The sequence below is a fragment of the Paraburkholderia sp. MM6662-R1 genome (genome assembly GCF_050436245.1).
GTDB lineage: Bacteria > Pseudomonadota > Gammaproteobacteria > Burkholderiales > Burkholderiaceae > Paraburkholderia > Paraburkholderia tuberum.
The window spans coordinates 366,161-380,907 of record NZ_JBNDLV010000004.1; the positions used below are offsets into that span (position 1 = coordinate 366,161).

A 14,747-nucleotide genomic window follows, 5' to 3' on the forward strand; every position below is an offset into this window, starting at 1 on the left:
TATGCCAGCCGTTACGACCCAACCCCTGTGTGAAATCGACGACCTGCGAATTGGCTTTCGCGGTCATGGCGGCGAATTGACCGAAGCCGTGCGTGGCCTTTCGCTGACGCTGCAGCGCGGCGAGCGGCTTGGCATCGTCGGCGAATCCGGTTCTGGCAAATCGCTCACCGGGCGTGCGCTACTCGGCCTGCTGCCGCCTGCGGCGCAATGCCATGCGAAGGCGATGAAGTTCGACGGTCAGGATCTGCTGGCAATGTCGGTGCGAAAGCGCCGGCAACTGTGCGGCCAGCAGATGGGCATGATCCTGCAAGATCCGAAATACTCGCTCAACCCGGTGATGACCATCGCGCAACAGATGCGCGAAGCGTTCGAACTGCACGGTTCGAAGTTCAGCCGTCGCGAGATGCGCGAGAAGATCATCGAGGCGCTGGCAGCGGTGCATATCCGCAATCCGGAGCGTGTCGCCGATGCCTACCCGCATGAGTTGTCGGGTGGCATGGGGCAGCGCGTGATGATCGCCATGATGGTGTCGTCCGGACCGCGTCTGCTCATCGCCGACGAGCCGACCAGCGCGCTCGACGTGCTCGTCTCGATGCAGGTGCTCGGGATTCTCGACGCGATGATCGAAAAGCACGACACAGGCCTGATCTTGATCAGCCACGACCTGCCCCTTGTAATGTCGTTCTGCGACCGCGTCGTCGTGATGTTTGCGGGACGTGTGGTGGAAACCTGCGCGGCGCGCGATCTCGTCCACGCCCAGCATCCCTATACGCGCGCCCTGCTCGCGGCGAATCCACCGCTCATCAATCCGCCCGATGAACTGCCCGTGCTGAAGCGGGACGCAGCATGGCTCACGCAATCGGCAGGAGAATCAGCATGATTGATGTTAACGCCCTGACGGTCCGCTTCAGGACCAAAACCGGTGACTTCGACGCAGTGCGCCAGGCCAGCTTTCATGTCGACGAAGGAGAAGTGTTCGGGCTGGTCGGCGAATCGGGTTCCGGCAAGTCGACGATCCTGCGCGCGTTGACGGGCCTCGCGCCCGTCGCTGGCGGCCATATGAAGATCGGCTCGCACGTGCACGGAGAGAAGATCGACCGCTCCTTTCGACGCGACGTACAGATGGTTTTTCAGGATCCGTACGGCTCACTGCATCCGCGTTTCACAGTCGATCAGACCTTGCGCGAGCCCCTGACCATCAACGGCATCGGCCGGCAGGAAGAACGCATTGTCGATGCGCTGCGCGAAGTCGGGTTGGGTCCGGCGTATCGTTTCCGCTATCCGCATCAGTTGTCGGGGGGGCAGCGGCAGCGCGTCGCGATTGCACGGGCGCTGATTGTCGAACCGCGCGTGCTGCTGCTCGATGAGCCGACATCCGCGCTCGATGTGTCCGTGCAGGCCGAAATCCTCAACCTGCTGCGACGGCTTCATCGCGAACGCAATCTCACAATGATGCTCGTGAGCCACAACCTGGCGGTGGTCGGCTTTCTCTGCTTGCGCGTCGCGGTCATGCGTAATGGCGAGATTGTCGAGCAGCGCGATATCGCTTCCATTCGAGCGCAGCAGGTCGAGCACGAGTACACGCGCAGCCTGCTGCTCGCGACCACGGGCTACCGGCGCAAGTCGGCCCGGGTAACTGGAGCGGACACGCTGTTATAAAAGCCAGTAGCGGCGAGGAGTTGTCACCGATCCTGCCCGTCGTCCTGCCTTGTGATTGGTTCAAGGCAGGCGCGTCCGGCATTTCCACTCGTCTGAACGAAACAGTCCAGAAGCAATCTCAAATGAGGCGACCATTAAGCTCAGCATGTGAGCTTCCAGAGGATCTTGTCCGGTTGAGGAAAGTGTCAGGCGTGTCGGACGCGTGTCGCCTGACAGCGTCCTCATGCTCGCATGGGCCCGGTCTGGTTCTGTCGCAACAAGGCGTTGAGGTAAAATTTGGCGGACGGAAATTGCTGACGACCACGATGGCCAAGACGACGAAGACGCCGCGCAAGACGTTGCTCCCTGGCATCGCCAAGGTGCTGAAGCGACTGCACTATCCACTGGATGTGATGCTGTTGTGCGTGCGGTGGTACGTGGCATACTCGCTGAGCCTGCGAAACCTTGAGGAAATGATGGCAGAACGCGGTGTCGAGGTGGACCATTCGACGATACACCGCTGTCATCAAGCTCGTGCCGTTATTCGAAAAAGCGTTTCGCCAACATAAGCGACCGGTCGGCAAGAGCTGGAGGATGGATGAGTCCTATATCAAAGTGAGCGGCCAGTGGAAGTATCTGTACCGCGCGGTGGACAAGGCCGGCAATACCGTCGATTTCCTACTTCGAGCCCATTGCGACAAGGCTGCCGCCCATCGCTATTTCGAGAAGGCCATCGAGCGGAACGGGGAGCCGCAGACCATCACCGCGGATAAGAGCGGTGCCAATCTGCCCGCCCTGCAAGCCATCAACGCCGACCGGCAAACGCCCATCAAAATCCGGCAGAACAAGTATCTCAACAACATTGTCGAGCAGGACCATCGCGCCATCAAACGTATCATCAAGCCCACGATGGGCTTCAAGGATTTTCGCTGCGCCCGCCTCGTCCTGCCATTCTTATCGCGACACAACCCGCCCGCGAGCCGCAGCTTCGAAGACTACGCTGTCCTCGACGAGTGCCGGCTCGCTCGCGGCGGTCTTCGCGGGCTGCCAGTCGCCGTCGTTCGAGCCGCGCTCCACGCTATCGTCGCCTCGCGCTGCAGCGTGAACGGCATGCTCAGCTGCACCAATTGCTTGACGTCGCAGAGCTTCGCCGACACGCCTTTCCTCGGCGCCGCGACGCTCGTCTGGTGCCCCGTTCCGATGGCCGCCGGGGCCCCGCCGCCCGGGCTTTTCACGTCCACGACGCGCCGCCCCGCGACGGAGCGCTTGAAGGTGCGCGCCACTTCGGCTTCCATCTGTTCCCATGCGTCCTCGGAAATCAGCGCAAGCTCGCGATGCAGGTTATTCATATTGTGAAGTTCCTTTAAGTGAGCCGATGTTCAATGTTCCCCTGCGGCTTGTTTCATTTGATGGCGGTGCTGGACGGCTGAGATGACGTCGACGCCGCCGCAGAGCCTCTGCCCGGGAGCGCGTCGAGCAGATCGGCGGACGGCACGAAGAAGAGACCGCCCGTCACTGCGCGGCTGTAGTCGAGCAATCGGTCGTAATTGCCCGGCGGGCGACCGACGAACATGTTTTCCATCATCTGTTCGATCGGCGCGGGCGTGCGCGCATAGCCGATGAAGTATGTCCCAAACTCCTTTGCGCCAGGACGGCCGAAGGCCATGTTGTGCCGCAGGATCTTGATCTCCTGGCCGTTCTCATCGATGGTCGTGAGCGAGCTATGCGAGCACGAGGGCTTCACAGCCGCGTCTAGTTCGACGTCGGACAGCTTCTTGCGCCCGATGATCTTTTCCTGTTGCTCCACCGTCAGGCCATCCCATGCATCCATATTGTGAAAGTACTTCTGCACAATCACATAGCTGCCGCCCGCGAATTCCGAATCCTCCTCGCCGATGATCGTGTGGTTCGGGGCGCTTCTCCCTGAAGGGTTCTCCGTGCCGTCGACGAAGCCCACCATGTCGCGCAGGTCGAAGTAGCGAAAACCTTGCACCTCGTCGACGACCGTGACGGCGTCGCCCAGTTTGATGAGCAACTGTGACGCGAGCTCGAAGCATAGATCCATGTGATCCGCGCGGATATGCAGCAGGATGTCTCCGGGTGTGGCAATGGCGCGGCGCTCGCCCGATCCGACCTCGATGAAAGGATGCAGCGACGCGGGACGCGGCGCGCCGAAAAGAAAATTCCACGCTTCGGAACCGAAGCCGCACACGCAAGAAAGGTTAGCGGTAGGCGCGCGCGTGCCGACCGCGCGGACCAGCGCGGCAATGTCGCCGCACCATTCACGCACGGTGTCGGCTGGGCCTTCGCCGCGCGCTACCGTGAGTGTGAGGAAGATCGCACTTCGGGAAATCGGATCACAGACGGCTTGTGGTTCGGGAGTGTCGTTGTTGGGCATCTGAAATTTATTTGATTACGCCAAGGACTCGCTCACCCGAGGAGTCACGACGGCATTCATGCAACGGCGGACCGCGATGGACTCGAAATAATGCTGGATTTCGTCACCCAAGCAAGCCTCGCCCCGTGCGCACATGGCCGACCTAAAGCAAGAACGTTGGAATATCTCGTTCATTAAAACCGGGACGACCCGAAGCGGCAAAACCGGCGCACGCGCTTCCGACAGATTCTATTGCTTTCACCGCGGCCATGGGTCACCCGGTAGAAAATTAGCAGGCACGACACCATTAGTCTTACTGTGTCACAAAATTCATTTGCAGCAAGGTGATGCCTGGTAGTATTGAATAATACAGACTTCGGGCGATCGCGATGAGAGAAGATGTCGACGAATTTGACGCGTATCTGAGTCATCTGGGGCAGGCGCTAGGGCACGCCGATCGTCTTGCGGGTCTGAAGGGTTACTGTTCGGGGCTGGTGCTGCCTTTGTCACGCAAGAGCGTCGAACCGATGGCCGCGCACATTGATCCACTTCACGCGAGCGCGACGCACCAGTCGCTCCACCACTTTGTGGCCAAGGCAGACTGGTCTGACTGTGCGGTATTGCAGCGGGTACGCGAATGGGTGATGCCCGCGTTAGACGCGCACGCTGCGGAAGAGACCGGCTACTACTGGATTATCGACGACACCGGTTTTCCAAAGAAGGGACGTCATTCGGTTGGTGTGGCACGTCAGTACTGCGGGCAGCTCGGCAAACAGGATAACTGTCAGGTCGCCGTGAGCCTGTCGATCGCGACACAACGCGGCAGTTTGCCGATTGCCTGGCAACTGTATGTCCCCAAAGAATGGATTGACGACCGGGAACGTGCCCGTCGCGCTGGCATTCCCGACGATCTGGCTTTCGAGACCAAGCCGCAGATTGCGCTGGCCCAGCTTCGCGAGGCTATGGCATCCGGCATTGCACCGGGCATCGTGCTGGCCGATGCCGGATACGGCGACGAAACAGCTTTCCGGGACGGGATAACTGAACTGGGTTTGCTGTATTCAGTAGGGATCCGGCCGGGCACCTCGGTGTGGGCACCCGGTACGGCGCCGCTGCCTCCTAAACCCTGGAGCGGGCGCGGCAGGCCACCGGCGCTGTTGCGCCGTGCGCCTGGCCATGAACCGATCGCCGTGAAGGAACTGGCCATGCAATTACCCGTGAACGCCTGGCAAGCCGTAACCTGGCGCGAAGGCAGCAACGCAGCACTTTCGTCTCGCTTTGCCGCTGTACGGGTTCGTCCCGCACATCGCGACTATTGGCGAAGCACCGTTCGCGACGAAGAATGGCTGCTTGTTGAATGGCCTGATGGCGATACGGAGCCGCTCAAATACTTTCTCACTACCGCCCCCGGGGAGGCGACACTTGAGCAGCTTGTGTTCGTGACCAAGATGCGCTGGCGCATCGAGCGCGACTATCAGGACCTGAAACAGGAGTTCGGGCTCGGTCATTACGAAGGGCGAGGCTGGCGTGGCTTTCACCACCACGCCACACTGAGTATCGCTGCGTATGGGTTTCTGATGGCTCAGCGACTCAGAATGCAATCAGATGGACGCGATAAAAAAAACTTCCTTGAACGCGCGCTCCCTGCCCTTCCCCCGGATTACATCCCCCGGGGTAGTCCAGCGCGCTCAACGCCACGTTCCTGATTCCATTACTACGTTGCGTATCCTGCTTGGAATGCGGCTCATGCAACGATGGCTCTCTTCCTGAGCGGCAGATAGATTCCCGACTTATTTTGTGACACAGTAAGATTAGCAGGCTGTTGAAATATCCGTCGTTGATGCACTCAGGTGCATTGCGACGGATGCTGAGTTCGCACTTCTGAAACGCGGAACGCGTTTCCGGGCGTTCGAGGCTGCTAACGGTTTCACCATATCGATGTTATCCACTGCATCCCGGCCCTCAACGGGCAAGTGTGCGCATACGCGTCAGGTTGTAGCCGACCTGCGTCAGCACGAAGAGCTGGTCCACGCGTTCAAGTCCTCGATACATCGCCTGTCGAATTCGTCCGACTGTCTTGCCCCATCCGAACACCTGCTCAATCCGCTTACGTTTTTGCTGGCTGACCGCGTAACCCGGCCAACGCGTGGTTCGCTCGTCAATCGCTGAGCCTCCTGGACGCCCATCGTTTTGCGCGACATGAGGCGTGACGCGATTTGCTCGACAGGTGGCAACAAAGCCGGCCGTGTCGTAGTTCTTGTCTGCCCCGACCGTAATGCCGCCCGGGGCCACCTTCGCGGCGTCAGCAAGCATTTGCGCGGCGCAGTCGCGCTCGGCGGTGCCCGTCGCCAGCGTCACCTGCGCGTTGACTACCAGGCCGTGCCGATTGTCAGTCAGTACATGGCCCATGTAGCAAAGCATCGCACCGGTTCCTTTGCTCTTGCGAAACAGCTAGATATCGGCCCCTCGCGCTGGGACACGGTCGAGCGCCCACGCGAACGCGAACCTGCGATCCATCCCGGACGTCCCGCGCCCCAGCCGCCGCTTGAAGATCTGACACGCAGGCTTGGGCACGGTCCACGGAAACGATCTTACCGCCGGTTCTGGATTCGTCAGAAGCCGAATAAATCGTGCGTCAATCGCACCGGACGACAAGTTGAATCAATACTGTCTGGTTGCAGCCGGCCGGCCCCCTGATTGTCGACAAGCGCGGAACAAATATTTTTCCTACCCTTGCATGAGGCAGCCGTCTTCAGGAGACAAACGGTGGGAAGCATTGAAGAGTGGCTGGCATCACTCGGCTTGTCCGAGTATGTCCATAGCTTTGCCGAGAATGGTATCGATCCCTCGGTCCTCCGCGATCTGACGGACCAGGATCTCAAGGATCTTGGCGTCTTGCTTGGCCATCGCCGCAAAATGTTGCGTGCAATTAACCAGCTTGGCGACAGCGCCGCTGCAATATCTCCAACCGTGGCCACGCCCTTGCCACGAGATGACGCGGACCGACGCCAACTCACCGTCGTGTTTTGCGATCTCGTCGGCTCGACTGCCCTCTCGAAGCGGCTCGATCCTGAAGACATGCGGAAGATCCTCGCCGCTTATTACCGGGGTTGCGCGGATGTAGTTACCAAGGCCGGTGGCGTCATTGCCCAGTACATGGGTGACGGTGTGCTGGCCTATTTTGGTTATCCTCAAGCGCATGAGGACGATGCCGAGCGGGCTGTACGTGCTGGGCTGGCGCTGGTGCGAACCATCGGCAATCTCGATTTCGGGATCGACGAAAGTTTGCGGGTGCGGATCGGGATTGCCACCGGCGTAGTGGTAGTCGGTGATCTGACGGGTGAGGGCGAAGCCCAGGAGCCTGGCGTCGTCGGTGAGACACCCAATCTCGCTGCCCGGCTGCAGACGTTGGCCGAAGCCGGAACAGTGGTGATTTCTACGAGCACGCAGCGGCTGACGGCTGGGCTGTTTGACTACCGCGACATGGGCCTCGTGACCGTGAAGGGTTTTGACGAATCGGTGCGGGTTTGGCAAGTACTCGGCCCCAGCGGGGTCGAAAGCCGCTTCGAGGCGCTGCACGCGACCACGTTGACGCCGATCGTCGGACGCGACGAAGAAATCGAGTTGTTGCTTCGCCGATGGCAGCGGGCGAAGAATGGTGAGGGGCAGGTTGTGCTGCTTGCAGGCGAGCCGGGTATCGGAAAGTCGCGGCTGACCACCTCTCTTGAAGAGCGGCTTCAATTCGAGCCGCACGACCGCTTGCGGTATTTCTGCTCGCGCCGCCATCAGGAAAGCGCCTTTTACCCGTTTATTTCCCAGCTCGAACGTGCGGCCGGTCTGCGGCGCGACGATACGGCTGAACAACGCCTCGATAAACTGGAGGCGGCGCTCGCGTTCGCAGGCGACAATCTGGGCGAAGCTGTTCCGCTGGTGGCGGCGTTGCTATCGATTCCGACGGAAGATCGATATCCAACACTGAATCTTACGCCGCAGCAGTACAAAGATAGGACCCTTAGCACGATTGTTGCGCAGATCAAGGGCCTGGCAATGCGCCACCCGCTGCTGATTTTGTTCGAAGATGTGCATTGGGCCGATCCCAGCTCGCTCGAAGCGCTGGACCATCTTGTCGATCGTATTGCAACCCTGCCTGTCCTGCTGATTGTCACGTTCCGGCCTGAGTTCGTATCTCGGTGGATCGGCCGCTCAGAGGTGACGCTCCTTACTCTCAATCGTCTGCACCCTCGGCAGCAAGCCGAGATGATCGAGCGGATAACCCTTGGCAAGGCACTGCCGAAAGAGATTACAGACCGGATCATCGAGCATACGGATGGAATACCGCTATTTGTCGAAGAACTGACCAAGACAGTGCTCGAGAGCGGCGTACTGCGCGAGCAGAACGGGCGCTACGTCCTCGATCGTCCGCTGCCGCCACTGGCGATCCCGATGACGCTGCACGCTTCGCTGATGGCGCGGCTCGATCGCCTGGCCCCGGTGCGGGATGTAGCACAAATCGGCGCTGCAATTGGCCGGCAATTTTCCTATGAGCTCATCAGCGCGGTCGCGTCGATGCCCACGGAGCGCCTGGACGACGCATTGGACCATCTCGTCGGTGCCGAACTGGTGTTCCGGCACGGGGCACCACCGGATGCGGAATACACCTTCAAGCACGCCCTGGTGCAAGATGCCGCGTACAGCTCCCTGCTGCGGGACCGGCGACAGCAACTGCATGCCCGCATCGCAATGGAGCTCGAGAATCATTTTTCTGACGTAGCGGAGCAACGACCGGAAATCCTGGCTGAACACTGCGCCCAGGCCGGATTGACTGAAAAGGCAGCCCGGCTGTGGCTGCGTGCCGGTCACAATACTGCAAAACGCGCCGCACATCGGGAGGCGTCGGTCTTGTTCGAGAAAGCCCTGACTGCCCTTGCGGTCCTGCCGTCCTCGGCCGACACACTCGGAGAAATCATCGACATCCGATGGGATCTTAGCCACTCCCTGCATGCGCTCGGAGAAGTGACACGGAACCGCGCGAATCTGGAGAACGCGAAAGATCTTGCCGAAGGGCTTGGTGACGAGGTACGCCTATCGCGTGTTCTATCAAGGCTGGCGTTCGCGCTCGGTTCGCTAGGCGATTCGGTCGGCGCCGTCGAGGCAGGGGAACGCGCCCTCGCGTTGACGGAGCGGCGAAGCGACCCCGATGCGAAGGCTTGGGCGACCATGATGCTGGCACGATCACGGTATGGCTGCGGAAACTATGAGCGCGCGATGGTGCATGCTCGGCAGGCGCTGGCACTCCTACATGAAGGCCATGGCCACGGCCTCGGACCCGATGAGACTTACGTGAAATACACGCGCGTCAACGCTCGTATCTGGCTGGTGCTGTGTCTTGCCGAACTTGGCCGGTTCGACGAGGCTGCTGCCCTTGGACAGGAGGCGATGGACATGGCCCGAGGGATAAATGAGCCAGAGCAACTGATCTTTGCTGGCCACGGTGTCGGACGGATGCACCTTGTTCAAGGCAATCTCGACGTTGCTGTCGAGACACTTGAGCCCGCATTGGCCATGTGCAAGGCTGAGTTTCCATACTACGTTCCCCGAATAGCCTCCTGTCTGGGGGCGGCGTATGGCTCGCTGGGCCGGACCAAGGAGGCACTGGTTCTTCTGAACGAGGCAGTTCGCCAGGCAGCGGCGAGCAATTTAACGTTCGGACATTCGCTCGTGCTCTCGATTTTCGGTCGAGTGTGCCAGCTCGCTGGTCGAGAGGATGAAGCCCTTGCTCATGCACATCATGCCATTGACCTGGCACGAGCCTCCGGCGAACGAGGCAACGAGGCCTGGGCCGGGTGCCTGTTGGGAGATCTTGTCTCGGATGGCAACGCTACCGCACCTCGGATTGAGGAAGCTCACAATCACTATCGCATGGCGTTGATGATCGCCCACGACCTCGGAATGCGTCCTTTGCAAGCACAGTGCCTATATGGCCTGTCTTGGCTGCAAAAGATGGGCGGAGATAAAGCTTTGGGCGAGAGAAGTGCAGCAGACGCCGCATCGCTTTGCCGGGAAATGGGCATCAAACCATTGACTGGCTGAACATCGTCTCACCTCGCCCCGGTTTGCCGAGAGCCGCTTGCGCGCCGGTCTGCATCAGATCTCAATTACCCCAGTCGCCTTACTTACCCAGCGACCGGTTTGCCTTTTCGGCTGCCGCATTCAATGCCGCGGCGGGTTGAGCTTTTCCCAGGTAGACGGACTGCATGGCATCCGACACGACTTTCGCGGTGTATTCCCACCCAGTGACAGTCGGTGCGAACCGTGCGTTCGGCAACAGTGCGATGAACGCCTTGGTGTCTGGGCCATTGAGTGCCGGATCGCTTGCTTCGGCCTTCGTCGTGGGCAGGAAGCCTTCCGTCTTCGAGAATTCGACGCGCGGGCTCTTTGTGAAGAGGAAGTCGAGAAACTTCCAGGCGCTCTTCTTGACCTTGGAGTTCTTGAACATCATGATCGAATCTGTCACCGCATAAGTGGCCTGCGTCGTTCCCATCGGAATGGGACCAATGCCGTACTTGAGATTTGGCACCTCCTTCGCGATTTGTTTCGACAGGAAAGGCAAGGAGATAACCATCGCCACACGGCCCTGCTTGAACAGGTTCTGAACGCCTTCACGGTTATAGCCGGTGACTCCCGGTTCGGTCAGACCGTCGTCTATCATCGTTTTGTACAGCGTTGCGGCTTTCACACCAGCCTGCGAATTGAAAGCAGCCTTGCCGTCCTTGCCGATCACATCTCCGCCGTAACTCCAGAGTCCATAGTAGAAGTAGACATCTGTCTCGATCTCTTTGCCTTGAAGACCAAAGCCGGCGATATGCATCGCTTTCAGCTTCTTCGACGCATCGATTACGTCGTTCCAGGTCTTCGGGCCATTCGGATAGCCAGCTTTCGCGAGCAGATCCTTGTTGTAGTACAGCGCGCGTGTTGAAGCAGCGAGCGGCAAGCCATACACCTTGCCTTTGATTTCGCCCGGCGCCAGGATCTGGCCAATGAAGCGATCCCTGAAGCTGGCGTCCATGTAGCCATCAAGGGGCTCAGCGACGTCGTCGTGAACGAAATCCAGCAACCAACGGGTAGCGACAATCGCGAGGTCCGAGTTCGCGCCGCCCATGATGTCGGTCTGGAGCTTCTGTTGCAGCGCATCCCAGTTTACTTCTTCGATCTTGATTGTCGTACCAGGGGTAGCTTTCTCGAACTCGTGAGCCATCTTGTTGAAGTATGGGCCAGTCGCGTCACTGTAGTGCGAGACGGTAATCCGAACCGTGTCGGCGTGCGCCGTTACTGCAATACCTGAAAACGCAAACGCTACGATGATCGTGGGTAGCGCGAAAGACACAAGGACTTGCTTGCGCCGGAGATTCACCCTGCTCATGGATTCGCTCCCGCTGGCGCGCCCTTGCCCGACAGGCGGGAGCGCTCCTTCCATAGGATAGGCCGAGCCAGCACGCGGCGTCCGCCATTTTCCCGCGTGGGACAAAACGGCAAGGAACACCGGCAGACGTGCGACACGTCGCCGCTTTGGTCGCGCGGAGTCGGACGACAGCAAGGGGGCGGGACATGACACGTTCGCCTACGTGTCAAAGCGGCGCCCCTTCTATTGAGCGTTTGTTGGTCGTTCACGTATGTCGCCGTTCATTCACTGAGCAGGAAGGCGCCCACGATGCGCAAACCGTTCACAACGCCGCACGCAATGCCTCATCAACGCGAAGGCAAGTCGAGCAGCGATGATCTTGACGAAAAACCGATGAACCCGTTGCGCGGCCGGACCGACCGTCCATCATCGACCGGCAGCATGCTCAACCCGCTGGTCGTGAAATGCCGCGCGAGCATCGCGCGAAAGTCGTAGCCGTGCCCTGTCGCACGCGAGTTCGCCGAGCGCAACTCGTCTTCGACCTACTCCAGACCCACGTCGAGCGAAACGAATTCACGAATCCGGAGCTTAAGTGTCCCGGTTTTCGTGAGCAGGTCGCGTGAACACGGCGTCAGCGCAGTCGGCATTAGGTCCGCGTTCTTCGCTGCGCTTAGCTGACTTAGCTTGACGAAGCTGATCGATACCTACGCGTCCATGCCCTGAGTCGATGCAAAATCGAGCACGATGAAACGGACCGGCACCGGATGACTCGCGGCGAGCCGCTCACGCAGGCTCTGGAGAATCGAATTGGCCCGCGAAGCGCGAACGGAGCGGGATATCGGAGACGGTCTGGCCCGGCTTCACATGAATTCCGCGAAAAAAGCGAGGGAGAGGTGGGACGCGCTGCCCAGTACCCGTCGTGACTCGAAACGCCGTCGAACATCATGCGCCGTGCGAGTTGTACGCCTACACTGGGTATTCATCGGCCCGGTTCAGTGCCAAGCTGGGGCCGATTGCATTGGCGAGCGGTGCGCCCGATTTTTGTCTGACGTTTGCGAATCGCATCGCGTCGCGCCGGAGCCAAACCGGTGCGGCAAGCTCGCGTGTGCCGGCTGGCATCGAATGCAGGCCACGAATATGGACATCGCGCAATGGCTCCAGCGTCTCGGACTCGAGCAGTACGCGCTCGCATTCGCGGCGAACGATATCGACGCAAGAAGTGACGCATATGCATATCATCCTCATCGCACCGACCGGTTTGTTCCGCGAGGGCGTTGCACGCCTAGTCCGCGACTTCGAAGAGTGTATCGAGGTGACATGTGCGGACTATCGGATCACCGCTTTCGAAGACTGGACCCGCGCAGACCTGCTGATACTGGATGGCGACCATCAAAACGAAGCACTCGATGTGCTGAGCGCATTGCGGCGCGTCTTCCCGCATTTGCCAGCGCTCGCATTGCTGAGCGAGATCGGTCAGCAGACTATCGACTCCTTCATGGCTGCCGGTGTGGCGCGCTGCCTGAACAAGTCGCAGTCCGCGCAAGCGTTGCGCGACGCGCTACAGGTGGTGCTTGCTGGCGCGGCATACCTGCCGGCAACGTTCTCTGCAATAGAGCACACGCAAGCTTCGCGTGGCGCAACCACGGATTCGCGCGTGGTTCCCGACCCTGCGATGAACAACCGCATGCTGACGCCACGCCAGATCGAAGTACTGGCCCTCGCGGCGCGCGGCGAGTCGAACAAGTCGATCGCGAGGCAACTCAATATCGCGGAAGGGACAGTAAAGGTGCATCTCTATACGGTGTATAAAGCGCTCAAGGTCGAGAGTCGCAGGCAGGCCAGCATCGCGGCCGCGCGGCTCGATCAGGTCGGCGATGCACAGCTTCATCAGGCGCTCGATGCGCAGCTCGCCATCAAGCGGCTCCTCTCTGATTTGCCTCCCCGTCGCTTCAAACGCGGAGACGTGCTGTTTCGCAAGGATGCGCCAAGCGACGCGCTCTACTATGTGTTGCGCGGGACGGTCAGCCTTCAGGAGATCGGAGTCGATATTGGCGCTGGCACGATCCTCGGAGAGATCGGACTTTTCTCGCCGGACCATCGCCGCACCTGGACGGCCTGTTGCAAGAGTGAATGCGAGTTGCTGACGGTTTCCGCGGCCGATGCAATGCGGATGTACTATCAGGATCCCGAGTTTGCGACTTACCTGATCCATCTAGTCACGCGCAGACTGGAGGCCGACAAACTACGCTCGAAGCAGGACAATGCGCGACGCTCCCTTGATTGATTTTCACGCGGCCGACCCTGTCCGCCAGCCAGCCTGCGACGACGATGAAAACGCCAGAAAAGTGGGCGGTGATGCTGACGGCGATGTCACTGAGGCCGTCGTCGATTTGCAGATCCGCCCACATGGACTGCTGCACGTTCAAGGTCGTCTGGGCGAACAGCCAGAACGTGACGACGGCGAGCACGATGCCGGCAACCAGCTTCTCCCCGCGGTTGTACTCGGAGAGAATCGACGGTTCGTCGAAAGACGCCATTTTGGTTTTCCCTCCTTTCTCCGGAGCCGCAGTTTGCCCGCTCCAGGCAGGTTCACTTGCCACTACCTTTGAAGAGTTCCTGCAACCGCGCTGCCTCGCCGTTCTGCTGCGAGTGCACGAGGTCTTGATAGACTTCGGCGCGGGTCTTTCCGTCACCCACGCTATGTCCGCCGGACATCGAGCTTCCCGAAGGGTCGGGACCTTCCGAATTCATCGCGTCAGGCTGTGCTGCGGTCGTTGGATTTGCAGTGATGTTTTGCGCGCTGGCGTGCCAGGCGCACGCGCACAATAGCCCACCCGCGACGAGTAACACTGTTTTCATAGGAGTCTCCGTCAAAAAAGAATGTGGACGCAACGCGCCGTCGCGACGTGTAGAGGCGAGCGCCGGCGCTGCCCCTTGCAGGGGCTACCGGCCGCACTTGCTTGCAAGCTGGAAAAACATCGGAAACTGTGCAGCGAGCTCGTGTGTGCGGCAGGTCGGAGCCAGTATGATTTCCGAGCCTCGCTGCCGCTATATCACTTTGGTAATAGGCGGCAATGGAGAAACTGGCGCGGTGGTGCGCGAGTGTGTCGCAACTGCTCTCATCAAAGCCAGTCGAACGCCGCTGCCGCCCTACGCGAGCCTTGGCAACTCGACCCGGCAGCTGCTTTGCGGTACGAAATACGCTGTCGGGCGGTCCGGAGGTTCCACCATCGGCCGTGATGTCGGCGATGCATCCATAGTCACCCGACGCACGCCCCTAGGCGCCCGCTGAAGGACCGGCGATTGCCGGTGTGAAAGGCTCTCCCGCGATCA

8 protein-coding genes and 4 pseudogenes are annotated in these 14,747 nt (G+C 60.0%); 6 read left to right on the forward strand and 6 right to left on the reverse strand.

What is annotated here, in order from left to right:
• The first annotated feature begins 1 nt into the window (after window position 1).
• From OKW39_RS31465 to OKW39_RS31475, 3 genes and pseudogenes are all read left to right on the forward strand, one after another.
• The gene (locus OKW39_RS31465; RefSeq protein ID WP_429364051.1) at window positions 2–880 is read left to right on the forward strand and encodes an ABC transporter ATP-binding protein; all 879 of its coding nucleotides are present in this window, start codon (window positions 2–4) and stop codon (window positions 878–880) included.
• Window positions 877–1,659 carry an ABC transporter ATP-binding protein gene (locus tag OKW39_RS31470; protein ID WP_429553329.1) on the forward strand — a complete coding sequence of 261 codons (783 nt, stop codon included), beginning with the start codon at window positions 877–879 and terminating at the stop codon, window positions 1,657–1,659. The genes OKW39_RS31465 and OKW39_RS31470 overlap by 4 nt, the downstream gene beginning before the upstream one ends.
• A 305-nt stretch (window positions 1,660–1,964) precedes the next feature.
• A pseudogene (locus tag OKW39_RS31475) lies at window positions 1,965–2,586 on the forward strand (IS6 family transposase); the annotation flags it as partial.
• 15 nt (window positions 2,587–2,601) lie between these two features.
• Here the strand turns inward: OKW39_RS31475 and OKW39_RS31480 are convergent.
• Together OKW39_RS31480 and OKW39_RS31485 are read right to left on the reverse strand one after the other, a co-directional pair.
• Window positions 2,602–2,987: pseudogene (locus OKW39_RS31480) on the reverse strand (family 1 encapsulin nanocompartment shell protein); the annotation flags it as partial.
• Window positions 2,980–4,036 (reverse strand): annotated as a pseudogene (locus OKW39_RS31485) (Dyp-type peroxidase). The pseudogenes OKW39_RS31480 and OKW39_RS31485, both read right to left, overlap by 8 nt.
• A 368-nt stretch (window positions 4,037–4,404) precedes the next feature.
• On the opposite strand from OKW39_RS31485, the gene OKW39_RS31490 reads away from it, so the two are divergent.
• Window positions 4,405–5,721 carry an IS701 family transposase gene (locus OKW39_RS31490; RefSeq protein WP_429561931.1) on the forward strand — a complete coding sequence of 439 codons (1,317 nt, stop codon included), beginning with the start codon at window positions 4,405–4,407 and terminating at the stop codon, window positions 5,719–5,721.
• A gap of 256 nt (window positions 5,722–5,977) precedes the next feature.
• Here the strand turns inward: OKW39_RS31490 and OKW39_RS31495 are convergent.
• Window positions 5,978–6,466: pseudogene (locus tag OKW39_RS31495) on the reverse strand (transposase); the annotation flags it as partial.
• Between the two features lie 315 nt (window positions 6,467–6,781).
• Here OKW39_RS31495 and OKW39_RS31500 point away from each other — a divergent pair.
• Window positions 6,782–10,105: an AAA family ATPase gene (locus OKW39_RS31500; protein WP_429564432.1), complete on the forward strand. Its 3,324-nt coding sequence runs from the start codon at window positions 6,782–6,784 to the stop codon at window positions 10,103–10,105.
• 79 nt (window positions 10,106–10,184) lie between these two features.
• Here OKW39_RS31500 and OKW39_RS31505 read toward each other — a convergent pair whose 3' ends face one another.
• Window positions 10,185–11,435, reverse strand: coding sequence for an ABC transporter substrate-binding protein (locus tag OKW39_RS31505; RefSeq protein WP_429333618.1), 1,251 nt, complete (start codon window positions 11,433–11,435; stop codon window positions 10,185–10,187).
• Window positions 11,436–12,642: 1,207 nt separating this feature from the next.
• Here OKW39_RS31505 and OKW39_RS31510 point away from each other — a divergent pair.
• The gene (locus tag OKW39_RS31510; protein WP_429564433.1) at window positions 12,643–13,698 is read left to right on the forward strand and encodes a LuxR C-terminal-related transcriptional regulator; all 1,056 of its coding nucleotides are present in this window, start codon (window positions 12,643–12,645) and stop codon (window positions 13,696–13,698) included.
• Here the strand turns inward: OKW39_RS31510 and OKW39_RS31515 are convergent.
• Both OKW39_RS31515 and OKW39_RS31520 read right to left on the reverse strand, forming a co-directional pair.
• Window positions 13,631–13,951 carry a hypothetical protein gene (locus OKW39_RS31515; protein ID WP_429564434.1) on the reverse strand — a complete coding sequence of 107 codons (321 nt, stop codon included), beginning with the start codon at window positions 13,949–13,951 and terminating at the stop codon, window positions 13,631–13,633. The two genes, OKW39_RS31510 and OKW39_RS31515, sit on opposite strands and share 68 nt — an antisense overlap.
• A gap of 52 nt (window positions 13,952–14,003) precedes the next feature.
• Complete coding sequence (locus OKW39_RS31520) at window positions 14,004–14,273, reverse strand: hypothetical protein (protein ID WP_090806748.1); 270 nt, start codon at window positions 14,271–14,273, stop codon at window positions 14,004–14,006.
• Window positions 14,274–14,747 lie beyond the last annotated feature (474 nt).